The sequence below is a fragment of the Citrobacter sp. RHB35-C17 genome (genome assembly GCF_013816795.1).
Taxonomy (GTDB): domain Bacteria; phylum Pseudomonadota; class Gammaproteobacteria; order Enterobacterales; family Enterobacteriaceae; genus Citrobacter_A; species Citrobacter_A amalonaticus.
Genome location: NZ_CP057150.1, coordinates 4,161,645 through 4,186,111, shown reverse-complemented (window position 1 = coordinate 4,186,111; position 24,467 = coordinate 4,161,645). Strand labels below are relative to the sequence as shown.

Sequence of the window (24,467 nt, the reverse complement as noted above, 5' to 3'; positions counted from 1 at the left end):
TGGTACTACCCTGTACGATTACTGTTCGTTTTCATCAGTATAGCGTTTTGCTTTATAAGCCGGGTGCATCAGGTTCTGTGCGGAGAAAATATCGTCCAGCTCAGCTTCAGTCAACAGACCGCGCTCCAGCACCACTTCACGTACGCTCTTACCGGTTTCGGCACAAATCTTACCGACGATGTCGCCGTTGTGGTGGCCGATGAACGGGTTGAGGTAGGTGACGATGCCGATAGAGTTGTAGACATACCCTTCGCACACTTCTTTGTTAGCGGTAATACCGTTAACACATTTCTCCAGCAGGTTGTAGCAGGCGTTGCTCAGGATGTGAATCGATTCAAACATCGCCTGACCAATCACTGGCTCCATCACGTTCAGCTGCAGCTGACCGGCTTCAGACGCCATGGTGACGGTGATGTCGTTACCGATGACCTTGAAGCACACCTGGTTGACGACTTCCGGTACAACCGGGTTCACTTTCGCTGGCATGATAGAAGAGCCCGCCTGCAGTTCCGGCAGGTTGATCTCATTCAGGCCGGCACGTGGGCCAGAGGAGAGCAAGCGCAGGTCGTTACAGATTTTGGACATCTTCACCGCCAGGCGTTTCAGCGCGCCGTGTACCATCACGTAAGCGCCGCAGTCAGAGGTCGCTTCGATCAGGTCTTCAGCAGGAACGCAGGCAAAGCCAGTGACTTCCGCCAGTTTCTGTACTGCCAGCGGAGAGTACTCTTTCGGGGTATTCAGACCGGTACCGATAGCCGTTGCGCCGAGGTTAACCTCCAGCAGCAGTTCAGCGGTACGCTCGATGTTTTTCACTTCTTCTTTCAGCAGTACGCTGAAAGCACGGAATTCCTGACCCAGGGTCATCGGAACTGCATCCTGCAACTGGGTACGACCCATTTTCAGGATGTCCTGGAATTCGACAGCTTTACGCTCAAAGCCTTCACGCAGTTGGTTGATAGCATCGACCAGTTTTACGATAGAAGCGTAAACGGCGATGCGGAAACCGGTTGGGTAGGCGTCGTTAGTAGACTGACATTTGTTCACGTGGTCGTTCGGGTTCAGGTACTGATATTCACCTTTCTGGTGACCCATCAGCTCCAGCCCGATATTGGCCAGCACTTCGTTGGTATTCATGTTGACGGAGGTGCCTGCACCGCCCTGGTAAACGTCTACCGGGAACTGGTCCATGCATTTGCCGTTATTCAGGACTTCATCACATGCAGCAATGATGGCGTTCGCTACACTCTTAGGGATGGTCTGCAACTCTTTGTTTGCCAGAGCAGCGGCCTTCTTAACCATTACCATGCCGCGCACAAATTCAGGGATATCACTGATTTTGTTGTTGCTGATGTAGAAGTTTTCAATCGCTCTCAGAGTGTGAACACCATAGTAGGCTTCGGCTGGAACTTCCCTGGTACCCAACAGATCTTCTTCGATACGAATGTTGTTTAACATGTGAACCTTCTTTATTTAAAGCTGCCAATGAATGCACTAAACACACAGAATATATGTGGTTTCGATTGTTTCTTGACCGACGATTATCCCCTACATCGGTCTGGTCAACGAGATCATATTCTGCTTCAGAAATTGTGCCGTAATCTGGATCACTTTAAGTGTGGTAAATTACTCCTTAATTATTATTTTGTGAAATAGGTCACCGCTTTAGGATTATCTCTAAAAATAAGTGTACAAATAGCTTGAAATTTTGCGAACTACCCCTACATCCGACTAATGCGAATCGCAACTATTTTCGGGCCGACGTGGGCATCACGGCGGTCGTTTGAGGAGAATCCTTTTGCGCTGGATACCGTTACTTGCAGTCTTTCTCTATGTTTATATTGAGATTTCTATCTTTATTCAGGTTGCCCATGTGATGGGTGTACTGATGACGCTCATACTGGTGATTTTCACCTCGGTCATCGGGATGTCGCTGGTACGCAACCAGGGGTTTAAGAACTTTTTGCTGATGCAGCAGAAAATGGCGGCAGGAGAGAGCCCGGCTGAAGAGATGATCAAGAGTGTTTCGCTGATCATCGCGGGTCTGTTGCTGTTGTTGCCAGGCTTTTTCACCGACTTCCTCGGTCTTCTTCTTTTATTACCACCGGTGCAGAAGCATCTGACGATGAAGCTGCTGCCGCATTTGCGTTTTTCCCGGATGCCGGGTGGCGGCTTTAGCGCCGGAACCGGCGGTGGCGACACCTTTGACGGTGAGTTCCAGCGCAAAGATGAAGAACGTGACCGTATCGAACACAAAGACGATCGTCGCGACTGATTCCCGTAGGCCCGGTAAGCGTAAGCGCCACCGGGCATTTTCGTGGAACCGGCCTATAAGTGATGTTCAACCTTTTTTCGTTGTGGCAAAAACAGCCACAGTATCGCCAACATAATCAGCGCATACAGACTCTTCCAGCCGACCATTGCCAGTAACAGAAGGCATAGTAATCCGCCCACCATTGCCAGCGCGCGATACCGCCCTTTCAACAGGCGACACCCTGCCAGCATGCACAACAGATAGATCATGATAAAGATGCCGTTGGCATAGACGATGAGCGCATCGAGATTGATCTCTAACGCATAAATGCACAGCGTACTGACTACGCAGCAGCCCAGCACGGCATTGAGCGCGTTGCGTGGAATATGACGGGAGGAGAGGCGGGCCAGATAATGGTCCGGTTTATATTGCGCCTGTGACCACACCAGACGGGCAAAACTCTGAATATAAATATTGAGGCTGGCAAAGCAGGCCAGATAACCGATCACACAGGCTACCCACAGCGCCTGAACGCCAAACAATTGCACGACAATTTCCGGTAATGAGGCCGCCGCTGCCATCGTTTCGCCATAGGCATCAAAGTGCAGAACCACAACGGTGCAGGCCCAATAGACCGAACCGGCCAGCAGCAGACCCATCATCAGTGCGCGAGGGAAATCCCGTTCGGGGTCTTTGAATTCTGAGGCCAGATGGGCGAACGCTTCCAGACCGACGAAGCACCAGAACATCACCGACAGCGCGGAGAATAACCCCGACATTTCAATATCGGCTGGCGCAGGGAAAGGGATTTCTGCTGGTGTGAGATCGCCAGCCCACCAGATAGCGACAATCAGCGCCACGATCAGACCGGCAATCACCGTTTGCAGGTTTGCGCTGGAGCTCGCGCCGCGTGAACCGATAAACCACACCAGCGCCAGTGTACCCAGTTCGGCCAGCAATAGTTGCCAGCCGTGCCAGCCAAACATCGCCTGACCAAACCCGGCGGCAATGTGCAGCGCAGCAGGAAGACCCACGGGAATGACGGACAAAAACAGCCAGCCGGTGACCCGTTCAAGATGTGGGCCAAACGCCATGCCGACGAAATGTGCGACGCCGCCTGCGCTGGGGTAATGTCGGCCTAGCAGGGCAAACACAATCGCAACGGGAAACACCAGCACAATCAAAACTGGCCAGGCCCACAGGCTGTTGTTGCCTGCTACCAGTGCCGCCAGGGCCGGGACGGCAAACACGCCTGTTCCCAATAATGATGTCGACAACAGGCCAATACCCTGAGCCAATCCAAGCTCTTGTTTCAGTCCACTCATGAGTTGTTATCCGTTTGCGCCTGAATGCCAGGCCACTGCGCAGGTTTTCGATGTTATCACAATCAGATTTGCTTATGACGCCAGCGATTAAATAGGCGAGAAATGTGAGGTAAGTAGGGTTTTTACAGGATTTTTTGCTGATCAGAATTTTTTTTCACATTGCCCCTTGAAGGGGCAAAAACCCATCCCCATCTCTCTGGTCACTAGCCGGGAACCTTAGCGGGCCGGCGTCACCCATAACTGATAATGACTTTCTCAAAGGAGAGCTATCAATGAGTATTCGTCCGTTACATGATCGCGTGATCGTTAAACGTAAAGAAGTTGAGTCCAAATCTGCTGGCGGCATCGTTCTGACCGGTTCTGCAGCGGGTAAATCAACTCGTGGCGAAATCATCGCTGTCGGTAAGGGTCGCATCCTGGATAACGGTACCGTGCAACCGCTGGACGTGAAAGTCGGCGACATCGTGATTTTCAACGATGGTTACGGTGTGAAATCTGAGAAGATCGACAATGAAGAAGTGTTGATCATGTCTGAAAGCGACATCCTGGCAATTGTTGAAGCGTAATCCGCGAACGACACTGAACATACGAATTTAAGGGAAAGAGAAAATGGCAGCTAAAGACGTAAAATTCGGTAACGACGCTCGTGTGAAAATGCTGCGCGGCGTAAACGTACTGGCAGACGCAGTGAAAGTCACCCTCGGTCCGAAAGGCCGTAACGTCGTTCTGGACAAATCCTTCGGCGCACCGACCATCACTAAAGATGGTGTTTCCGTAGCACGTGAAATCGAACTGGAAGACAAGTTCGAAAACATGGGCGCGCAGATGGTGAAAGAAGTCGCCTCTAAAGCGAATGACGCAGCAGGCGACGGTACCACCACTGCGACCGTACTGGCTCAGTCCATCATCACCGAAGGTCTGAAAGCCGTTGCTGCGGGTATGAACCCGATGGACCTGAAACGTGGTATCGACAAAGCGGTTGCGGCTGCGGTTGAAGAACTGAAAGCGCTGTCCGTACCGTGCTCCGACTCTAAAGCCATTGCTCAGGTGGGTACCATCTCTGCTAACTCCGACGAAACCGTAGGTAAACTGATCGCAGAAGCGATGGACAAAGTCGGTAAAGAAGGCGTGATTACCGTGGAAGACGGTACCGGTCTGCAGGACGAACTGGACGTCGTTGAAGGTATGCAGTTCGACCGTGGCTACCTGTCACCGTACTTCATCAACAAGCCGGAAACTGGCGCAGTAGAACTGGAAAGCCCGTTCATCCTGCTGGCTGACAAGAAAATCTCCAACATCCGCGAAATGCTGCCGGTTCTGGAAGCCGTTGCGAAAGCAGGCAAACCGCTGCTGATCATCGCTGAAGATGTGGAAGGCGAAGCGCTGGCAACGCTGGTGGTTAACACCATGCGCGGCATCGTGAAAGTGGCTGCGGTTAAAGCTCCTGGTTTCGGCGATCGTCGTAAAGCGATGCTGCAGGATATCGCGACTCTGACTGGCGGTACCGTGATCTCTGAAGAGATCGGTATGGAGCTGGAAAAAGCAACGCTGGAAGACCTGGGTCAGGCAAAACGCGTTGTGATCAACAAAGACACCACCACCATCATCGATGGCGTGGGTGACGAAGCGGCAATCCAGGGTCGTGTGACTCAGATTCGTCAGCAGATCGAAGAAGCCACCTCCGACTACGACCGCGAAAAACTGCAGGAGCGCGTAGCGAAACTGGCAGGCGGCGTGGCAGTCATCAAAGTTGGTGCTGCGACTGAAGTTGAAATGAAAGAGAAAAAAGCCCGCGTTGAAGATGCCCTGCACGCGACCCGTGCTGCGGTAGAAGAAGGCGTGGTTGCCGGTGGTGGCGTGGCGCTGATTCGCGTAGCCTCCAAAATCGCTGGCCTGAAAGGTCAGAACGAAGATCAGAACGTCGGTATCAAAGTTGCGCTGCGCGCAATGGAATCTCCGCTGCGTCAGATCGTTCTGAACTGCGGCGAAGAACCGTCTGTTGTCGCTAACACCGTGAAAGCGGGCGATGGCAACTACGGTTACAACGCAGCGACCGAAGAATACGGCAACATGATCGATATGGGTATCCTGGATCCAACCAAAGTCACCCGTTCTGCTCTGCAGTACGCGGCTTCTGTGGCTGGCCTGATGATTACCACCGAGTGCATGGTAACCGACCTGCCGAAAGGCGACGCGCCTGACTTAGGTGCTGCTGGTGGTATGGGCGGCATGGGTGGTATGGGCGGCATGATGTAATCGCCTACACCCTGCATCCTTCAGGCTGCAGGGTGTTAATCTCCCAGAAATGAGAAACCCCCGGGCAGAAATGTTCGGGGGTTTTTCTTTTGGTCATCTTTTTAGTATAAGATTCAGTGACGGACAAAACGTCCAGCTCATTGATTATGGGGAATAACATGCACGTGAAATATTTAGCAGGGATCGTCGGTGCCGCGCTACTGATGGCGGGTTGTAGCTCCAGCAACGAACTGAGTTCCGCAGGGCAAAGTGTTCGCTTTGTGGAAGAGAAGCCAGGCGCTGAATGTCAGTTGATTGGCACGGCCACCGGGAAGCAAAGCAACTGGCTTTCAGGTCAGCACGGTGAAGAAGGCGGTTCTATGCGTGGTGCGGCAAATGACCTGCGCAACCAGGCAGCAGCGATGGGCGGCAACGTGATTTATGGCGTCAGCAGCCCGAGCCAGGGCATGTTATCCAGCTTTGTCCCGACGGCCAGTGAGATGATTGGCCAGGTTTATAAGTGCCCTAATTGATTACACTTCATCCTTCAACCAGCCTCTTTGTTGGCTGCGCTGTGAAACCCCAGTCACATAGTTATCTATGCTCCTGGGGATTTCTTCGCTTGCCGCCGCGATTCTGATTGAATGATTTTGTGTAATGACTCGAAGTTATGTCGTAGGCCTGATAAGCGCAGCGCCATCAGGCGTGCTGTGTTGCGGCGTTAACGGACTGAATCCGTAAATGATGTAGCGCGCGCAGGCATTGCTCCTGGGTCAGCGTCTGCGCTTTATCCGCCGTCAGCGTTCTGACAAAAGCCTGACACGATTTACCTGCCAGCTTTTTCAGCCTCGGGCTAAAGTCGAGTACACGACGGGAAATGGCTTCCGCCTCTTTACTACCCGATGGAACGCGGGTTTTCACGACAGCGCCGCAGAACCGTTCCTTTCCTGTTTCATCCGTAAAACGATAAAGTACCGCAAGATAATGCGTGAAAAGCGCGTGTTTCCACTCTGACTGCGTGTAGGCGTCGTATTCCAGTCGCTCATGGTCCAGACAGTCCGCATCGTACAGCGGCAAAAAATCCAGCAACGAGGAGATCCTCAGTGCCAGTTCCCGCATACCCGCGTTCTCTATCGCCCGAATAATGGCATACACCAAAGTATCAATCTGCAATTCGTTCACCCGCAGGTCGCAAGTTGTGCCATCGTGAAGCGTGAAGGTCAGTGTGATGTTGTCACCACTCGCGTCAGTTAAGGCGACGGCGGTGACACGGCGATGAATATCCGCATGTCGAAGTTCGTTTTCCACCATCGCGGGAATGTTTTCCTGCATTTTCTTGCTGATAGCATCGCGCGTTTTTTCGTAGTGCTGACGTTCGGCAGTGTTCAGTTGCTGTTTCTGGTACAGACGACTTTCCACGGCAATCAGCAGATCGCGTAATTCCAGCGCAGGTAGAAAAAACAGCGATTCCTTGTTCCTTAGCTCTTTAATTTTCAACGCCAGCGCGATGAATTCGTTCGCTTTACGAATAACACCCGTATTCACTCCTTTGATACTGATAGCCATAACGGTTCTCCCTCACCAATAATAAATTCAGCGATTAGTTGCGACTTATACATATGATTTTTAAATATATAGTTCGCAAGGTGTCGCTAAAATAGCATACAGAATGGGGGAATCCGGGGTTTTGGTGACAGGTGTCCGGATACGGACACCTGATTGCGAGGTTATTGTTGACGCAGTTGTAAATCCAGTGGCGTTTTACTCGGTTCGCCGCCAATTTCCCGCGCCAGTTTGGGCACCATATAACCCGAGACCAGGGTGAGCAGTTCACGCACAATCTGGCGCGCGTCATCATCCGTCACCATGAAATGCGCCGCCCCTTGCACTTTATCCAGCACGTGCAGGTAATAGGGCATGACGCCCGCATCAAACAGCGCATTACTGAGGGTCGCCAGCGTCTGCGCGTTATCATTGACGCCACGCAACAGGACGCTCTGATTGAGCAGCGTAACGCCTGCGATGCGTAGTTTCGCCATTGCTTTTCGAAACGCGTCATCCACCTCGTTAGCGTGGTTAATGTGATTCACCAGCAGGATCTGCAGCGAAGAACGGGTGAAGCGGGCAACCAGCCCCTCCGTAATCCTCGCAGGGATGACGATGGGCAGGCGACTGTGAATACGCAGACGTTTGATATGGGGAATGGCTTCCAGTTGTGTGAGCAGCCAGTCCAGCTCATGATCTTTGGCCATCAGCGGATCGCCGCCGGAGAAAATGATCTCATCCAGCTCGGTGTGCGCGCTAATGTAGTCCAGCGCCGTCTGCCAGTTTCGCTTATTTCCCTGATTTTCGGCGTACGGAAAGTGGCGACGGAAGCAATAGCGACAATTTACCGCACAGCCGCCTTTCACCAGCAGCAGCGCCCGGTTACGGTATTTATGCAGCAGTCCCGGTACGACGCTATGCTGTTCTTCCAGCGGATCGGTGGAGAAACCCGGCGCGGTAATAAACTCATCTTCGGAGGTAAGTACCTGACGTAAAAGCGGATCGTCAGGATTGCCTTTTTCCATACGTGCGATAAATGCACGCGGCACGCGCAGGGCGAACAGCCGTTTGGCGTCGCGTCCAGCCAACAGTTTTTCATCTGCGTCTATATTCAAAAGACGCAGGAGTTCATCGGGATTGGTCACAACATCGGCAAGTTGCGATAACCAATCTTCTCTGGATGGGGTATTTAGGGTTACAATATGCGCCATTTTGTGGCTTAGCTACCAGTTAACAATTTTCAGAGGGCCTTATGGCAACGTACTATAGCAACGATTTTCGTGCTGGTCTTAAAATCATGTTGGACGGCGAACCTTATGCGGTTGAAGCCAGCGAATTCGTTAAACCAGGTAAAGGTCAGGCTTTTGCGCGCGTGAAACTGCGTCGCCTGCTGACCGGTACTCGCGTTGAGAAAACCTTCAAGTCGACTGACTCTGCTGAAGGCGCTGACGTTGTAGATATGAACCTGACTTACCTGTACAACGACGGCGAGTTCTGGCACTTCATGAACAACGAAACCTTCGAGCAGCTTTCCGCAGATGCTAAAGCGATTGGCGATAGCGGAAAATGGTTGCTGGATCAGGCTGAGTGCATCGTGACCCTGTGGAACGGTCAGCCTATCTCCGTGACGCCGCCGAACTTTGTTGAACTGGAAATCGTTGATACCGATCCGGGTCTGAAAGGCGATACCGCTGGTACAGGTGGTAAGCCAGCAACGCTGTCTACTGGCGCCGTAGTTAAAGTGCCTCTGTTCGTTCAGATTGGCGAAGTGATTAAAGTGGATACGCGTTCAGGCGAATACGTTTCCCGCGTTAAATAATCTGCGCGTTTAGCTCATTATGGTGCAGCAACTTTGCTGCGCCATTGTTTATCCAGGGCAGGAATGATGAAACGTCTTCTCGGTCTTGTAACACTGATTCTTCTCACCACCTCGTTGCTGGCGGGCTGCAATACCGCGCGCGGCTTTGGTGAGGATATTAAGCACCTCGGCAATTCCATTTCCCACGCGGCCAGTTAATTTTCTTCTCATCGTCCTAAAAAGCGTCTATCTCCCGGCATTGTTCGGGATCTTGTCTATGATTAAGTGGCACTACACAAATAACATTGGCTAGAAAAGGAAGACGTTATGGTTAAAAAGACAATTGCAGCGATCTTTTCTGTGTTAGTACTTTCCTCCGTGTTGACTGCGTGTAACACCACACGTGGTGTGGGCGAAGACATCTCCGACGGCGGCAACGCTATTTCAGGCGCAGCAACCAAAGCTCAGCAGTAACGGTGAAAACGGTACGGCAGTGTTGTCGTGCCGTTAATTTTTCAGTTCGGCTGGCGCAAGAAACGGCGAAAAGCGATTATCCATGTGTAACTTCATGCGGATATTGCGTTTGTAGGTGTACACCGTTTTGCCATGAATACTGAGCGCACAGGCAATCGCGTTGTTACTCGCCCCCTCCATCCACATCGTCAGTACTTTCTCTTCCTGTGGTGTAAGCAGCGTCGAGGCATTGCCGGGCGCTTCCGATACCGAGCCGCTCAGCAGGGCGTTGTGGATATTTTCAGCCAGTATCGCCAGAGAGACCTGCTTGGTTAATGACGCACAGACAGGATAGCGCTGCGTCTCTACCATCACGCCTCCTGACTCCAGTAATATCAACGGACTGCTGCCGCAGGCGAGGAAAAATGGGGCAATGGACTCGGCCGACAGGGTGTCGTTGAGAAACCCGTATAAGTCCGCAATAACCAGGTGAGGTTTCCACTGTTGGATGTGCTCTTTAACCAGTAAGAGATTATTGAGCCCAGAGACCAGAAACGACGTATTAAAGAGTTCGGAATGATTAAGCCATGCCTCGATCCCTGTGCGGGTGAAGTGGCAACGGTCAATCACTAATATTTTCAACATAGCGTTTTCGCATTCAGAAGTAAGGCAAATGGCTTCCTGACTTCAGAAAGCGTCCCATCATAGAGAAGTCGGATGAGTGCTGAATGCGCAAAATACGCAGCGAAATGCGCCTAATTCAAGCTTTTAGGTGCGGAAAGATAAAAATGTTGAAATTCACCGCCGCTCGGGCAAGAATGTTTTTTCCACCTTCAGCTTTGCAGGACGACCTGCGAACGCTTCTTTCATCGGGGACGGCCCCATTTCTCTGGAGCCTGATATGTCCTGGATAATCTTATTAATCGCCGGTCTGCTTGAAGTCGTTTGGGCGGTGGGGCTGAAATATACCCACGGTTTTAGTCGCCTGACACCGAGTATCATCACCATTGCCGCGATGATCGTCAGTATGGCGCTCCTTGCGTGGGCGATGAAAACGCTACCCGTGGGTACCGCGTATGCCGTGTGGACAGGGATTGGCGCCGTCGGTGCCGCCATCACCGGTATTCTGCTGCTGGGCGAATCGGCCAATCCCATGCGTCTGGCAAGTCTGGCGTTAATCGTTGTCGGTATTATTGGTCTGAAATTAAGCACCCACTAACCGCCGGGCTGCTTCACCCAGATAAGTTTATTGACATCAAACCCTTCCCGGGTCGCGACGGCCAGCATCTGCTGCTTCATTTCGTCAGAAATGGTTGGCGTGCGGGCGAGTATCCACAAGTAGTCGCGATCCGGGCCGCAGACCAGCGCGTGTCGGTACTCTCTGTCGAGCGCGATAACGTTATACCCGCCGTAGAAAGGCCCAAAGAACGAAACCTTCAGCGCTGCGCGGCTTGGGTCACCGGTAAAATAGGCTTTTCCTTCACTTTGCTGCCATCTGTTCCTGTCCGGATTCCAGCCTTTATTGATGACAGTAAGGCCACCGTCATCGCGCTGGCTATAAGTCGCCGTGACCTTCTCCAGTCCGCGTTCAAAGCGATGATCAAAGCGGGCAATTTCGTACCAGGTTCCGAGGTAGCGTTTGGCATCGAAGTTATTCACCACGGTAACGCCCTGTGGCGGGGTTGGGGTACTACAGGAGACCACCAGAAACGCAGCGGTTACAGCGGCAACGATGGGGAGCAGGCGCATAGTTTTATCCTTAGGGTGTTTTTTCCTAAGTGTAGAACCTGGTGGGGGAAATAATGGCGGGAATGATAAAAACGCCCTCTTATCAGCAGACAAGAGGGCGGATGACGTTAGACGGACAGAATGCCAATCGCCGTGACGACGGTCAGGATGGCTGCCAGACCGTAGAACACCCATTTGCCAGCCGGCACATGGATTTTCAGGTCATGCATCGCGTGGTGCATACGGTGTAAGCCACACCACAGCGGCAGGACAATCATCAGGAACAGGAAAGCACGGCCGATAAAGCTCTGAGCAAACGCCAGAACACGCTCATAGCTCAGGGCATCGCCCGGGAACAGACCCAGCGGCAGCAGAATCCCCACCAGCAGAACCATCACTGGCGCGATAATCGCACCCCACATACCGCCTGCGCCAAACAGACCCCAGAATACGGGTTCGTCAGAACGTTTTGGATTTGGATTAATCATCCCGGACTCCTTACCAGAACAGGGCAACAAACAGTATGACTACGGTCGCCACCACAGTAACTGCCCAGAGACCTTTGATGATCGGCTCTGGCCCCATTTTTTCGTCTTTTACGATGATGTTGGCGGCTTTCGGCGCCAGCTCAAACCAGGTTTTGGTGTGCAGCAGTGCTGCCGCCAGGGCGATCACGTTGAGGATCACCACCACCGGGTTTTGCAGAAAACCGACGAAGCCCGCCCAGGATTCGACACCATGCTTCAGTGCGAACAGGCCGAAAATCAGCTCAATGCTGAACCAGACTGTCGGAACGGCTGTGCCTTCGCGCAGCATGTAAAAGCGATAAAACGGCAATTTTTTCCACCAGGTGGACGTCATCGGCCGCACATAGGGTTTGCGTTTAGTCGTCATGTTGCACTCCTTAGCGTGGTTTCAGGGTAGCGATAAGAACGTCTTTCGAGCTTTCTACTTTACCCTGCTGAATGGCAGCCGCCGGATCGACGTGCTTCGGACAAACTTCGGAGCAGTAGCCCACGAAAGTACAGGTCCATACGCCGTTCGGGCTGTTCAACTGTGCCATACGCTCCTTCTTACCGTGGTCGCGGCTATCTTCGTTGTAACGATGCGCCAGGGTAATTGCAGCCGGTCCGATGAACTCAGGGTTCAGGCCGAACTGCGGACATGCGGCATAGCACAGACCACAGTTGATGCAACCAGAGAACTGGTGATACTTCGCCATCTGCGCCGGGCTCTGGATATTTGGTCCCTGATCCGGCGTACGCGGGTTACCGATGATGTACGGCTTAATTGCTTCCAGACTTTCGATAAAGTGCGTCATATCGACGACCAGATCGCGCTCAATCGGGAAGTTACCCAGCGCTTCCACCTTAATACCGTTGGTGTAATCACGCAGGAAGGTTTTGCATGCCAGTTTCGGCACATTGTTGACCATCATGCCGCAGGAGCCGCAGATCGCCATACGGCAGGACCAGCGATAGCTCAGGTCTGGTGCCAGGTTATCTTTGATGTAGCCCAGCGCGTCCAGCAGTGACGTGGTTTCATCATAAGGCACTTCATAGAAAGCACTGTGCGGCGCGGTGTCGGTCTCAGGGTTATAACGCACCACCTCAACTTTCAGGTTTTTCATCTCAGCCATTAGCCTTCTCCTTCTTATCGGCTGCTTCCGCTTCGCCACCGTAAACACGTTTTGCCGGCGGCAGCGTGGTGATTTTCACGTCGCTATAGTCGAGGCGAGTCGTGCCATCAGCATCGCGGAAGGCGAGAGTATGTTTGAGGAAGTTGACGTCGTCACGTTCGGTGCAACCTTCGTCCAGACGTTGGTGTGCGCCGCGTGATTCCTTACGCGCCAGCGCGGAATGCGCCATACACTCAGCGACGTTCAGGCCGTGACCCAGCTCGATGGTGTACAGCAGATCGGTATTGAATACGCTGGAGGTGTCGGTGATGCGAACGCGCTTGAAGCGCTCCTGCAGTTCGGCCAGCTTATCCACGGTTTTCTGCATGAGTTCCGGTGTACGGTAAATACCGCAACCTTCTTCCATCGAAAGCCCCATTTCGTCGCGGATCTTCGACCAGTTCTCGTTACCTTCCTGGTTGACCAGGTCTTTCAGACGTTGTTCAACGCCAGCAACCTGTGCGTCAAGGGCTGCGTCGTTAGCAGTGCCCGCCGTTGCTGCACGCTCCATCGCCTGCTCGCCTGCCAGACGACCAAAGACCACCAGCTCAGCCAGAGAGTTAGAGCCCAGACGGTTCGCGCCGTGCAGACCCACAGAAGAACATTCGCCGACGGCAAACAGACCTTTGATGCGGGTTTCGCAGTTCTGATCGGTTTCGATACCGCCCATGGTGTAGTGCGCGGTCGGACGCACCGGAATCGGTTCTTTCACTGGATCGACGCCCACATAAGCTTTCGCCAGTTCACAGATGAACGGCAGACGTTCCAGCAGTTTCTTCTCGCCCAGATGACGCAGGTCGAGATGTACAACATCGCCACGCGGCGTGGAGATGGTGTTGCCTTTACGCCATTCGTGCCAGAAAGCCTGAGAAACTTTGTCGCGCGGACCGAGTTCCATATATTTGTTTTTCGGCTCGCCCAGCGGAGTTTCCGGACCCATGCCGTAATCCTGCAGATAACGGTAGCCGTTTTTGTTGACCAGAATACCGCCTTCACCACGACAGCCTTCCGTCATCAGAATACCGGAGCCCGGCAGACCGGTCGGGTGATACTGAACAAATTCCATGTCACGCAGTGGAACGCCGTGGCTCAGCGCCATGCCCATGCCGTCACCGGTCACGATGCCGCCGTTGGTGTTATAGCGATACACACGGCCTGCGCCGCCTGTCGCCATTACTACCGCGTTAGCACGAATCTGTACCAACGTGCCTTCCATCATGTTCATCGCCACCAGGCCGCGAGCATGACCATCATCGACCAGGATATCCAGGACGAAGTGTTCGTCAAAGCGTTGGATCTGCGGGAACTGCAGAGAAGTCTGGAACAGGGTATGCAGCATATGGAAGCCGGTTTTATCCGCAGCAAACCAGGTACGCTCAATTTTCATCCCGCCAAAGCGACGAACGTTGACGCTGCCGTCTTCGCGACGACTCCACGGGCAGCCCCATTGTTCCAGTTGGGTCATTTCGGTAGGACAGTGATGGACAAAATAATCCACGACATCCTGTTCACACAGCCAGTCTCCGCCCGCTACCGTATCGTGAAAATGGTAGTCGAAGCTGTCATGATCCTGGGCGACAGCAGCTGAGCCCCCTTCAGCAGCCACGGTGTGACTGCGCATTGGGTACACTTTTGAAATCAGTGCGATTTTTGCATTAGGATTTGCCTGCGCTGCGGCAATTGCAGCGCGTAATCCCGCGCCACCGGCGCCTATAATGGCAAGATCGGCTTGAAAGGTTTGCACGACATTCCTCCAGATTATTGTAATTTCGCCACCACATATTTCGGGTAAAACCCCTGAAACAGGTGGGGTGCGAATGCGTTTCCACTGCTCCTTTATAGGTACAACAGTATAGTCTCTGCGATGAGTGGGAAATTTGACGTGTTCGATTTTTTTAGCGTGTCAGAGGCCGGAATTATCAGTGATCTTGATTAATTTAATTACTAAACCATCGCTTTACGGTTTTTTAACTCTTCAGCCGTGTCGGAGTATTCCTGAGCAAAATTTGTTTCATTGCCGCGTTACGAGTAGACTTCGTGCCCTTGTCTTAAACTGGAGAAAGAACCATGAGCGAAACGGCAACCTGGCAGCCGAGCGCGTCCATACCTAACCTGTTAAAACGCGCGGCAATTATGACGGAAATTCGTCGTTTCTTTGCCGATCGCGGCGTGCTGGAGGTTGAGACGCCCTGCATGAGCCAGGCGACGGTCACAGACATTCATCTGTTCCCGTTCGAAACGCGTTTCGTCGGCCCCGGTCACTCTCAAGGGATGAACCTCTATTTAATGACCAGCCCGGAATATCACATGAAGCGTCTGCTGGTTGCAGGGTGTGGTCCGGTCTTTCAGCTGTGCCGTAGCTTCCGTAATGAAGAGATGGGGCGTCATCACAACCCCGAATTTACTATGCTCGAGTGGTATCGTCCCCATTACGACATGTACCGGTTGATGAACGAAGTGGATGATTTGCTGCAGCAGGTGCTGGAATGCCCGGCGGCGGAGAGCCTCTCTTATCAGCAAGCGTTCCAGCGTCATCTGGAGATTGATCCGCTGTCTGCGGATAAAACGCAACTGCGTGAAGTTGCTGCAAAGCTGGATTTAAGCAACATTGCCGATACGGAAGAAGATCGCGATACCTTACTGCAACTGCTGTTTGCGATGGGCGTTGAGCCGCACATTGGTAAAGAGAAACCGACGTTTGTGTATCACTTCCCGGCAAGCCAGGCATCACTGGCGCAGATCAGTACGGAAGATCACCGTGTAGCGGAACGTTTCGAGGTCTACTTCAAAGGTATTGAGCTGGCGAATGGTTTCCATGAGTTGACGGATGCGCGTGAACAGCAGCAACGTTTTGAACAGGATAACCGTAAGCGTGCCGCGCGCGGACTGCCGCAGCAGCCGATCGATAATAATCTGATTGAGGCGTTGAAAGTTGGTATGCCGGACTGTTCTGGCGTCGCACTGGGTGTGGATCGTCTGGTGATGCTGGCGCTGGGCGCAGAAAGCCTCGCGGAAGTGATCGCGTTTACTGTTGATCGCGCATAACTTGTTCAATCAAAAAAGCAAAGCGGCGTGTTTTTTCTCGCCGCTTTAAAGAATGCTTTTCAGTTAATATTTAACGCCCACATTTTATTTTTGTAACTTCTACCTTAAGGTTTCAACGTTAAGTCGCTGTAGATGGTTAGTATGAACGACTTCATCATATATTTATTTTGCACAAGATATTTATTTAACCATTAGATGGATATTAATTGCAGAAGCTATATTTTTCTTTATATATAACGTGCTGTGTGAATATATAAACGGCATTATATATTTTATTGTTTTTATAGATGGCTTGAATTTTTTATTGGAATAATATTGTGTTAGGCTGACATGCGTTTTTATAATTGTGATGTCTATCTCATCCTGAGCAGTGACGAAAGAGCTATTGTCTTTTCAATAGTGAGGTCTATCATGGGATTGTTATCGTGATCAGTTCGCCTCCTTTTTGTGATATTGATGAATATGGTTTCCCTCATTGGAATGGTTGGGATTTTTTCCGTTGGTATGCGTTGCCCACTAATTGGTATTTTATGACAGGAAAAGCATATCTTTGGTATTACAAAACTGCCTGGTTAGTACATCATCGAATAAAAATTAAACAATATGCTTATGAAGCGTGCATACCCGAGTTACTCCTTGCGGGTGTTGCGGTGGCTGAAGTAAGGGGAACTCCGGAGAGATTCAATGGTGTTGGCGTTCTGCAATTCAGACAAGTAATAGAAGCGCTCCTGGGAAAGAACAACAATGAGTTGTCCAATGCAACATCTATTGGTTCTATCGCGATCCAGATAGGCGTCGCTGCCAGAACAATCGGTATTCACCCAAACACGCTTTCGCATTTTCAGCAATTTAGGTTATCACAATGCTTACTCGATGACAGTTTTAACATTCGTGTTGTAGCATTCCATTTACATGACCTTATTCTCTATGATAATCCAGATACTGATACTCTTCACCTGACTGATGAGCAAATTATATTAGCGGGGTCCAGGTATAATCGCGGACTTATACGGGCCAAAGAAGATATTATTCTCTCGATTAGAAAATTACCGGGCTCTGCAGAACGTGAATATAGTGAATATGGCCGACGAATTATAGAAAAGAAAGATATTCTACAAAAGATTTCGCAAGGAAATTAAATGAACTGGACAGCTTTTGTTTTGAATTTTATAGGAGGCGTGGTTTGTATTTTATTGATAACCATGTTGTCAACGCAAAGTAAGGAATGGTTTATCGATGGAAGGGGAATTAAAAACATCTGTGATGTCATGATGTATATTGAAAATGACGATATTCGCGCAGCTGGAATGATAATAACACTACCCATCTTTATCCCTTTCCTCTATGTGATTATATGGAAAAAACATCGCAGTATTTGGCAATATTTTGTTGTTTTAACTCTGCTGAGTTTTTGGTTATGGCGTTTTATTATTCGATATCATTTATGCCTCTAAAAAGTAGAGATTGGCTGATGGAATACAACCAACCTCTGCTGATACACGTACAAACGATTTACAAACTCCCCGCCGGACGACTTCTTCTGCCGGCAGAACTGAGCGTTTTTCCTGTTTGTCGGCCATTCAAACTTTCCAGACGCATCTGGAATGGTGGGAACGGCATATCGATACCGTGCTCGCGGAAGCCTGCCAGAATCAACTGGTGGATTTCATGGCGCAGTGGCATGCGATGACCCATCTCGGCGGCATAGATACGCAGTTCGAAGATCTGAATCCCCTGTTGTAAGTCCACAAGGAAGACTTCTGGCGCCGGGTTATCGATGACTAACGAGCAGCGGTGTGCGGCGGTCAGCAGGATTTGCGTCACCTCTTCGCTGTTCACATCGGATGGGGCCGGAATGGTCAGCACCACACGTGTCACGGAATCAGACAGCGACCAGTTGATGAACTGCTCGGTGATAAACGCTTTGTTCGGCACGATGATCTCTTTGCGGTCCCAGTCGCTGATGGTCGTCGCGCGGGTATTGATCTTCGTTACGCTGCCTGTCAGATCGCGAATGGTCACGGTGTCACCAATACGAATCGGCTTTTCAAACAGGATGATCAGGCCGGAGATAAAGTTGGCGAAAATTTCCTGCAAACCAAAGCCCAGACCGACGCCGAGTGCCGCCACCAGCCATTGCAGTTTCGCCCACTCAATCCCGATCATCGAGAAGCCCACCAGACCGCCAATTAACATCAGCAGGTACTTGGTGATGGTGGTAATGGCATAGCCGGTACCCGGCGTGAGATCGAGGTGTTGTAGCAACGCCAGCTCGAGAAGCGCAGGCAGATTACGCACCAGTTGGGTGGTGATGATAAACACCAGAATCGCGATCAGCACCGCGCCCAGCGTAATGGGTTCTAAACTTTCAACCCCTTGCACCGTCGAGGTGACGTCCCACAGCGAGATGTTTTCGAGGAAGCCGAATGCGGAGTGAATTTCCGACCACAGCACAATGACCGACAGCAGGGCGATCAGCATCAGGATGGAGCGCACCAGACGGAGCGACTGGGCGCTGATAGCATCAAGATCGACTTCGCTCTCATCAACGTCGATGGTCCCTTCCAGACTGGTTGAATGAGCCGGCTCTTCTTCGCCACGGGCGCGCTGGGCCAACATTTCCGCACGGCGGTGCTTGGCACGGTCAAAGGCCAGTCTGCGACGCTGAATCAGCATCCAGCGGCGAATGACGTGATAAATCACCAACAGCAGGAACCAGATGGCGACGGAGGTTTCCAGTCGCGCCAGCAGCGCCTGTGACGTCGCCAGATAGCCCACGGCGGCAGCCAGTATCGCCACCACCGGCGCGCCTATCATCAGGTTCCACAGCATGCTGTTCACGATATTGTCGCCGCTGCCTTCTTTATCGAGATAGAGCGGGATCCCGGCTTTCTTCAGGCTCAGGGTGACCAGCGCCAGCGCGCCGCAAATCAGCATAAAGCACAGACGACCGAGCGAGCCGGAGAACTCCCGATCGTTCAGGTTATCGAACATGATGAGCGCCATGATTAGCGGTACGATAAGCCCGATGCTCATCAGGTAATAACGCATCGCACGCGACACGCGTTCGCGCGGCCAGCCAAAGTGGGCGATAAACAGGCCATTGGGCCGGGCAAATGTCGCGCAAATCATCACGACCCACAGCAGCGGCACCGTCGCCGTGACGCCATCGCCTATCGCGACGGCAAGCGGATAAGGCCAGGCCTCGCGCAGTCCGTATCCCAGCGTCATCCACAGTACTGGCAGCGGCGAGGCCACCAGTATCGACCAGAATACGGTACGCAGCGTCAGCCAGAAGTGATCCTGCGTCACCTTGCCCACTCGGGCGGCAGAACGCTCCAGAAAACGGGTAAAGTGGCGACGCGAGTAAATGCTGAACCCGACCAGAATCAACGCGCCAAACAGCGGCAGCAGGGTATCTCTGCTGGTCAGCATCATCACGCTGGCCTGACCTAACTGGCTGAAGGTGTCGAGTGAGATCAGCCGACGCAGATCCTGCACGATATCTATCGGCCAGGAGAATGACATTGGACGAACGTCTGAGGTCCAGAACAGATAGCGGTGGGTCGCTTCGTTCACCTCTTTCAACGCATCTTCAAGCTGGCTATTGGAGACCTTCAGCTTGGTCAGTTCAAGGATCAGCGTGTCGCCGCCCTGTAACAGCGAATTCAGCAGCTCACGTTGGGTGCGCAGTTGCGCCTCAAGAATACGGTTTTGTTCGGCGGTGAGCGGCTGCCCGTCCGCCTGATGGAGCTGGCGCAGCTGAGGCTGCTTATTGAGCTGATCTTCATAGCGCAGACGCTGGACGCGCAGTTGCGCCATTTCAGTATCCAACTGCTGGGGTTTGGGCATTTCCGGCAGACGTGCCACCTGGGCGCGTAACGCTTCACCCAACAGGTTAGACGAGCCTAACCATTGCGACTGTTCACGCAGCGTCGTCAACGCCTGACGTACCTGCTGAGTCTGGCTGGCGGCCTGACGTTGCTGAGAGGCGACGAGATCCATGCGCTGCGCCTGCTGATTCAGCGCGGCTGACAGTTCCCGGTTCACTTTGAACTGGGCGACAATATCCGGCGGTAAATCAGCGCTGTTCTCCGCCAGTAACTCGGTACTTTCCAGCGCCCGTTCGGCTTCACGCTGGCGCTGGCTGTTGAGCTGATTGCGCAGTGCCTGTAAATACGCATCCAATTGCTGGCTCTGTTTTTCCGCCAGTTCCGAGCGCATACGAGCCAGTTCCTGACGGTTGTTGGCCGACAACTGCGCCAGCTCCAGCTCATCAACCAGCGCTTTCAGGCGAGCGGATTCAGCCTGCATGCTGAAATTTTGCGCCTGGTTGAGCGGGGTGTTGCCGGTGGCGCTGCCAATACGGCGTTCAATTTCGTTGAGCTGTCGGCGGGCATCGGTTTGCTGCTGAGGCAGTTGGCTTAATGAGTCGGCAATCTCACGGGCGCGTTCCTGCTCCTGCTGGGCCTGACGGCTTTTTTCCAGCAACTGGCTACTGACCTGGAGAATTTCCTGATTCAGCGCATCAGTCGTCATGCCCGGCGATACGCTGCGGGGTTCATCGCGCAGATTGGTTAACTGCGCGCGCAGGCTGGCGGACATTTTCGGGAAATTATCGATAACCTGCTGATATTGCTGTGCGCGTTCGAGAGAACCTTTACGTTCCTCGAGCGCGTTCAACGCAGACTGAAGGGCTTCAACAACATCAGGCTGAGCAGGCTTTGCGGATTTCGCCTGCTCCAGTTCCTGAGTGATTTGTTTGGCGTCGGGGGCGGTTGCAGCGTACGCCCCCTGGCTGAGGCACCAGGCCATCAGAAACGCGATAATCAGGCGCACAGCAACGTCCTTCTACTATTAGGTTTCGTCTTTCTTATCGTCGACCAGCGGACTGGCGTCGTGTTCAGCTTTGATCTCTTCATCTGGCAGTGGTGCAGGCTCGGCGTCGACTGGCGCAACGAATGTCTCTGTGGAGATCGCCAGCGGCTGACCAATTTTGGTCACAGAGAGGCTCTCAAGCTGCTCGACCAGATTCACTTTACCTGGCGCAAACAGGTTGATCACCGTGGAGCCCAGTTTAAAGCGACCCATTTCCTGACCCTTCAGCAGCGCCACGGAGCCTTCGCTTTCTCCGGCAGGCCAGGTCCAGCGTTTGATCACGCCCTCGCGCGGCGGCGTGATGGTTCCCGCCCAGACGGTTTCGATACTGCCAACAATCGTAGCACCGACCAGAATTTGCGCCATTGGGCCAAACTCCGTATCGAACAGGCAGATAACACGCTCATTACGGGCAAACAGGTTTGGAACGTTCTGGGCCGTCAGATGATTAACCGAGAACAGATCGCCCGGAACATAAATCATCTCACGCAGAATGCCGTTACATGGCATGTGCACGCGGTGGTAATCACGCGGTGACAGATAGGTGGTCACAAACGACCCGTTACGGAAAAGATCCGCCATCAGGTAGTTACCAGCCAGCAGGGCTTCCAGGCTGTAGTTGTGGCCTTTGGCCTGCAGGATCTTATCTTCTTCGATAGCGCCTAACTGGCTGATGACACCGTCAGCCGGCATGACCAGTACGTTCGGATCGGTATTCAACGGGCGAACGTCGTCACGCAGTGGGCGGACAAAGAAATCATTGAATGAGCGGTAGCTGGCGGTATCTGGCTTCTGCGCTTCTTTCATATCGACCTTGTAGTACTTCACGAACAGATCGATAACCAGCTTAGTCAGCCATCCCGCTCGTTTGCTCGCGCCCCAGCCCGCCAGGCGAGTGAGCCATAGTTTCGGCAGAATGTATTGTAGCGAAAGTTTAAATGAGTTTAACAAGGTAGCCTCCAGGCTATTGTTTTATCGTTCCTGACCCGGCGTTGATGCCGGATCCTGAAAAAGGGGGACGATTCTAGCGATGCTTAGCTTAGTTGTCAGTCATCGGTATCAGAAAAGTTTTTACGCGTTTTTACCTGCGACATGCTTTCGAGAATACGGTGATAATTTTCGAAACGGGTTTCCGCAATTTTCCCGTCCTCTACGGCGGCACGAATGGCGCAGCCTGGGTCAGTGTCGTGCTTACAGTCACGATATTTGCACAGCCCCAGATAGTCATGAAATTCGACAAAGCCATGGGTGATTTGTTCCGGCTCCAGGTGCCACAGGCCGAATTCACGCACGCCAGGGGAATCGATGACGTCGCCGCCATGTGGGAAGTGGTAGAGGCGGGCCGCGGTGGTAGTGTGCTGTCCCAGACCGGAGTTGTCAGAGACATCATTGGTCAAAATGGCTTCCTGCAGACCCAACAGCGCGTTGAGCAGGCTGGATTTCCCAACGCCGGACTGACCGGCAAAGATGCTGATGCGCCCGGTCAGCGCTTCTTCCAGCGGTTTCAGACCATCCTGAGTGTGGCTGGAGACCATCAGCACGCGATAACCGATATGACGATAGATATCCATCTGCTCATTCACAAACGCCATGCTTTCGTCATCCAGCAGATCGATTTTGTTGAGCACGATGATCGGCTCAACCTGCGATGTCTCACAGGCCACCAGATACCTGTCGATAATATTGAGTGACAGCTCCGGTAAAATTGCGGAGACAATGACAATCTGGTCGATATTGGCGGCAATGGGTTTTACGCCATCGTAGAAGTCCGGGCGCGTCAATACCGAGGTACGTTCATGCACCGCCTCGACGATGCCTTTGACGTTGACCCCTTCCGCAGCCGCTTTGCCGGGACGCCAGACCACACGGTCGCCGGTCACTAGCGAGCGGATCGTCCGGCGAATGTTGCAGCGGTGAATTTCACCGTCGGCAGATTCGACGTCGGCATGCATGCCAAAACGGCTAATGACGATCCCTTCAGCGGTCTCGCCAAACAGGTTGTCATCGTAGTCTGGCTTCTCCTTAGACGTTTTAAGACGACGCTGGTGATTAGCGTTCACGCGGCGCTGTTGGCCTTTGGAGAGTTTATTTTTACTCAATCGTACTGGCTCCTGGTCGCCCATGTTGGGCAAAACATCTATGATACACACAATTCTAGTTGAGAGTAGTCACACAGAATGTGACGTATGAGGGGTGGAAAATAGCATGAGTGCCAATGAAAACAACTTGATTTGGATTGATCTGGAGATGACCGGTCTGGATCCCGAGCGCGATCGCATAATTGAAATCGCCACACTGGTCACCGATGCCAACCTGAATATTCTGGCTGAAGGGCCAACGATTGCTGTTCATCAGTCTGATGAACAGCTGGCGCTGATGGATGACTGGAACGTGCGTACCCATACCGGGAGCGGGCTGGTGGAGCGAGTGAAGGCGAGCACAATGGGTGAACGTGAAGCGGAACTGGCGACGATTGAATTTTTGCAAGCGTGGGTGCCAGCGGGTAAGTCGCCAATCTGCGGGAACAGCATCGGACAGGATCGCCGTTTTTTGTTTAAGTACATGCCAGAACTGGAAGCGTATTTCCATTACCGCTACCTGGATGTCAGCACGCTGAAAGAGCTGGCTCGTCGCTGGAAACCCGAAATTCTGGACGGTTTGAGCAAGGAAGGAACGCACAAGGCGATGGATGATATCCGCGAGTCGGTGGCGGAACTGGCTTACTATCGTGAGAATTTTATTAAGCTTTAAAAGGTGGCTATGCCGGGTGGCGGCTTTACCTTACCCGGCCTACAGTTTACATCCGGGAAGCTTGCGTATACCGAAGATTGCCGCTAAATTACTCGCTTTGCTGATAAAATCGTCACTCAAACGAAATTCACAAAAAATTGCGTTTGAAGGGGTTGCAGGAGAAAGGATTTCTCGTATAATGCGCCTCCCGTAACGACAGAGAATTATGCGTTACGGCAGCAACAAATTTTAATCAAAGCATTTCATGTTGCAGCAAGGCAGCCAACACAGCAGCAACATGAAAGACGAAGATTAAGCGGGAATAGCTCAGTTGGTAGAGCACGACCTTGCCAAGGTCGGGGTCGCGAGTTCGAGTCTCGTTTCCCGCTCCAAAATTTGAAAGTGCTTCTTAGCACAGACCACCCAATCGCAGAATTTCGAAGTGCGACAGCAGTTTGAAAGACGAAGATTAAGCGGGAATAGCTCAGTTGGTAGAGCACGACCTTGCCAAGGTCGGGGTCGCGAGTTCGAGTCTCGTTTCCCGCTCCAAAATTTGAAAGTGCTTCTTAGCACAGACCACCCAATCGCAGGATTTCGAATTGCGACAGCAGTTTGAAAGACGAAGATTAAGCGGGAATAGCTCAGTTGGTAGAGCACGACCTTGCCAAGGTCGGGGTCGCGAGTTCGAGTCTCGTTTCCCGCTCCAAATTCTTATCTCCAGAAAATCAACCACAGTGCGTTTATGCGTTGGGGTCGTTTCGTTTTGTATCTGTCATACTCTTGTGAACAGAGTTATCCACA

25 protein-coding genes and 3 tRNA genes are annotated in these 24,467 nt (G+C 52.3%); 15 read left to right on the top strand and 13 right to left on the bottom strand.

Annotated features, from left to right (window positions below; genetic code table 11):
• Positions 1-18: 18 nt before the first annotated feature.
• On the bottom strand, positions 19-1,455 hold the full coding sequence (aspA, locus tag HVZ37_RS19960; protein ID WP_042999158.1) for an aspartate ammonia-lyase: 1,437 nt from the start codon (positions 1,453-1,455) through the stop codon (positions 19-21).
• A 340-nt stretch (positions 1,456-1,795) separates the two neighbouring features.
• Here aspA and HVZ37_RS19955 point away from each other — a divergent pair, with 340 nt between their 5' ends.
• On the top strand, positions 1,796-2,272 hold the full coding sequence (locus HVZ37_RS19955; RefSeq protein WP_042999159.1) for an FxsA family protein: 477 nt from the start codon (positions 1,796-1,798) through the stop codon (positions 2,270-2,272).
• Between the two features lie 53 nt (positions 2,273-2,325).
• On the opposite strand, the gene yjeH is transcribed toward HVZ37_RS19955, so the two are convergent.
• On the bottom strand, positions 2,326-3,576 hold the full coding sequence (gene yjeH / locus HVZ37_RS19950) for an L-methionine/branched-chain amino acid transporter (RefSeq protein WP_042999160.1): 1,251 nt from the start codon (positions 3,574-3,576) through the stop codon (positions 2,326-2,328).
• 272 nt (positions 3,577-3,848) lie between these two features.
• Here yjeH and HVZ37_RS19945 point away from each other — a divergent pair, with 272 nt between their 5' ends.
• The 3 genes from HVZ37_RS19945 to HVZ37_RS19935 all read left to right on the top strand — a co-directional run bounded on the left by HVZ37_RS19945 (position 3,849) and on the right by HVZ37_RS19935 (position 6,344).
• On the top strand, positions 3,849-4,142 hold the full coding sequence (locus HVZ37_RS19945) for a co-chaperone GroES (protein ID WP_000027827.1): 294 nt from the start codon (positions 3,849-3,851) through the stop codon (positions 4,140-4,142).
• A 43-nt stretch (positions 4,143-4,185) separates the two neighbouring features.
• On the top strand, positions 4,186-5,832 hold the full coding sequence (gene groL / locus HVZ37_RS19940) for a chaperonin GroEL (protein WP_003025464.1): 1,647 nt from the start codon (positions 4,186-4,188) through the stop codon (positions 5,830-5,832).
• A 158-nt stretch (positions 5,833-5,990) separates the two neighbouring features.
• Positions 5,991-6,344 (top strand): DUF4156 domain-containing protein, encoded by a 354-nt coding sequence (locus HVZ37_RS19935; protein ID WP_042999161.1) that lies wholly within the window; start codon positions 5,991-5,993, stop codon positions 6,342-6,344.
• Positions 6,345-6,510: 166 nt separating this feature from the next.
• Here the strand turns inward: HVZ37_RS19935 and yjeJ are convergent, their stop codons facing one another.
• Positions 6,511-7,377: a YjeJ family protein gene (gene yjeJ, locus HVZ37_RS19930; protein WP_181627915.1), complete on the bottom strand. Its 867-nt coding sequence runs from the start codon at positions 7,375-7,377 to the stop codon at positions 6,511-6,513.
• 161 nt (positions 7,378-7,538) lie between these two features.
• The gene (gene epmB, locus HVZ37_RS19925) at positions 7,539-8,567 is read right to left on the bottom strand and encodes an EF-P beta-lysylation protein EpmB (protein WP_054177265.1); all 1,029 of its coding nucleotides are present in this window, start codon (positions 8,565-8,567) and stop codon (positions 7,539-7,541) included.
• Positions 8,568-8,608: 41 nt separating this feature from the next.
• Here epmB and efp point away from each other — a divergent pair, with 41 nt between their 5' ends.
• From efp to ecnB, 3 genes are all read left to right on the top strand, one after another.
• Entirely contained in the window at positions 8,609-9,175 is a 567-nt protein-coding gene (efp, locus tag HVZ37_RS19920) for an elongation factor P (protein WP_042999164.1), read from the top strand.
• A 63-nt stretch (positions 9,176-9,238) separates the two neighbouring features.
• A complete protein-coding gene (locus HVZ37_RS19915) occupies positions 9,239-9,373 on the top strand; it encodes an entericidin A/B family lipoprotein (protein WP_042999165.1) in 135 nt (44 codons plus the stop codon).
• A gap of 108 nt (positions 9,374-9,481) precedes the next feature.
• A complete protein-coding gene (gene ecnB / locus HVZ37_RS19910; RefSeq protein WP_042999166.1) occupies positions 9,482-9,628 on the top strand; it encodes a lipoprotein toxin entericidin B in 147 nt (48 codons plus the stop codon).
• A gap of 33 nt (positions 9,629-9,661) precedes the next feature.
• On the opposite strand, the gene HVZ37_RS19905 is transcribed toward ecnB, so the two are convergent.
• Positions 9,662-10,252, bottom strand: a complete 591-nt coding sequence (locus HVZ37_RS19905) for a LuxR C-terminal-related transcriptional regulator (RefSeq protein WP_042999167.1) — start codon at positions 10,250-10,252, stop codon at positions 9,662-9,664.
• A 256-nt stretch (positions 10,253-10,508) separates the two neighbouring features.
• Between HVZ37_RS19905 and sugE the strand changes: the two genes are divergently transcribed.
• A complete protein-coding gene (sugE, locus tag HVZ37_RS19900) occupies positions 10,509-10,826 on the top strand; it encodes a quaternary ammonium compound efflux SMR transporter SugE (protein WP_042321373.1) in 318 nt (105 codons plus the stop codon).
• On the opposite strand, the gene HVZ37_RS19895 is transcribed toward sugE, so the two are convergent.
• From HVZ37_RS19895 to frdA, 5 genes are all read right to left on the bottom strand, one after another.
• Positions 10,823-11,356 carry a lipocalin family protein gene (locus HVZ37_RS19895; protein ID WP_044257244.1) on the bottom strand — a complete coding sequence of 178 codons (534 nt, stop codon included), beginning with the start codon at positions 11,354-11,356 and terminating at the stop codon, positions 10,823-10,825. The two genes, sugE and HVZ37_RS19895, sit on opposite strands and share 4 nt — an antisense overlap.
• 107 nt (positions 11,357-11,463) lie before the next feature.
• Positions 11,464-11,823, bottom strand: coding sequence for a fumarate reductase subunit FrdD (gene frdD, locus HVZ37_RS19890; protein ID WP_042999169.1), 360 nt, complete (start codon positions 11,821-11,823; stop codon positions 11,464-11,466).
• A gap of 10 nt (positions 11,824-11,833) precedes the next feature.
• Complete coding sequence (gene frdC / locus HVZ37_RS19885) at positions 11,834-12,229, bottom strand: fumarate reductase subunit FrdC (RefSeq protein WP_181627914.1); 396 nt, start codon at positions 12,227-12,229, stop codon at positions 11,834-11,836.
• Between the two features lie 10 nt (positions 12,230-12,239).
• Entirely contained in the window at positions 12,240-12,974 is a 735-nt protein-coding gene (gene frdB, locus HVZ37_RS19880; protein WP_181627913.1) for a fumarate reductase iron-sulfur protein, read from the bottom strand.
• Complete coding sequence (gene frdA, locus HVZ37_RS19875) at positions 12,967-14,757, bottom strand: fumarate reductase (quinol) flavoprotein subunit (protein ID WP_042999171.1); 1,791 nt, start codon at positions 14,755-14,757, stop codon at positions 12,967-12,969. Before frdA ends, frdB begins: the two co-directional genes overlap by 8 nt.
• Positions 14,758-15,080: 323 nt before the next feature.
• Here frdA and epmA point away from each other — a divergent pair, with 323 nt between their 5' ends.
• The 3 genes from epmA (at position 15,081) to HVZ37_RS19860 (ending at position 17,512) form a co-directional block, all read left to right on the top strand.
• On the top strand, positions 15,081-16,058 hold the full coding sequence (epmA, locus tag HVZ37_RS19870) for an elongation factor P--(R)-beta-lysine ligase (protein WP_042999172.1): 978 nt from the start codon (positions 15,081-15,083) through the stop codon (positions 16,056-16,058).
• A 428-nt stretch (positions 16,059-16,486) separates the two neighbouring features.
• A complete protein-coding gene (locus HVZ37_RS19865) occupies positions 16,487-17,197 on the top strand; it encodes a hypothetical protein (RefSeq protein ID WP_142765509.1) in 711 nt (236 codons plus the stop codon).
• Positions 17,198-17,512 (top strand): YjeO family protein, encoded by a 315-nt coding sequence (locus HVZ37_RS19860; protein ID WP_181627912.1) that lies wholly within the window; start codon positions 17,198-17,200, stop codon positions 17,510-17,512.
• A gap of 58 nt (positions 17,513-17,570) precedes the next feature.
• Here HVZ37_RS19860 and mscM read toward each other — a convergent pair whose 3' ends face one another.
• From mscM to rsgA, 3 genes are all read right to left on the bottom strand, one after another.
• A complete protein-coding gene (gene mscM / locus HVZ37_RS19855; RefSeq protein WP_042999174.1) occupies positions 17,571-20,897 on the bottom strand; it encodes a miniconductance mechanosensitive channel MscM in 3,327 nt (1,108 codons plus the stop codon).
• An 18-nt stretch (positions 20,898-20,915) separates the two neighbouring features.
• The gene (asd, locus tag HVZ37_RS19850) at positions 20,916-21,887 is read right to left on the bottom strand and encodes an archaetidylserine decarboxylase (protein ID WP_042999175.1); all 972 of its coding nucleotides are present in this window, start codon (positions 21,885-21,887) and stop codon (positions 20,916-20,918) included.
• Between the two features lie 95 nt (positions 21,888-21,982).
• The gene (gene rsgA / locus HVZ37_RS19845) at positions 21,983-23,035 is read right to left on the bottom strand and encodes a small ribosomal subunit biogenesis GTPase RsgA (RefSeq protein ID WP_181627911.1); all 1,053 of its coding nucleotides are present in this window, start codon (positions 23,033-23,035) and stop codon (positions 21,983-21,985) included.
• Between the two features lie 106 nt (positions 23,036-23,141).
• Here rsgA and orn point away from each other — a divergent pair, with 106 nt between their 5' ends.
• The 4 genes from orn (at position 23,142) to HVZ37_RS19825 (ending at position 24,372) form a co-directional block, all read left to right on the top strand.
• Complete coding sequence (gene orn / locus HVZ37_RS19840) at positions 23,142-23,687, top strand: oligoribonuclease (protein ID WP_042999177.1); 546 nt, start codon at positions 23,142-23,144, stop codon at positions 23,685-23,687.
• A 295-nt stretch (positions 23,688-23,982) separates the two neighbouring features.
• Positions 23,983-24,058, top strand: a tRNA-Gly gene (locus tag HVZ37_RS19835).
• An 81-nt stretch (positions 24,059-24,139) separates the two neighbouring features.
• Positions 24,140-24,215 (top strand) — tRNA-Gly (locus HVZ37_RS19830).
• A gap of 81 nt (positions 24,216-24,296) precedes the next feature.
• Positions 24,297-24,372: transfer RNA gene (locus tag HVZ37_RS19825), tRNA-Gly, on the top strand.
• Positions 24,373-24,467: the final 95 nt, after the last annotated feature.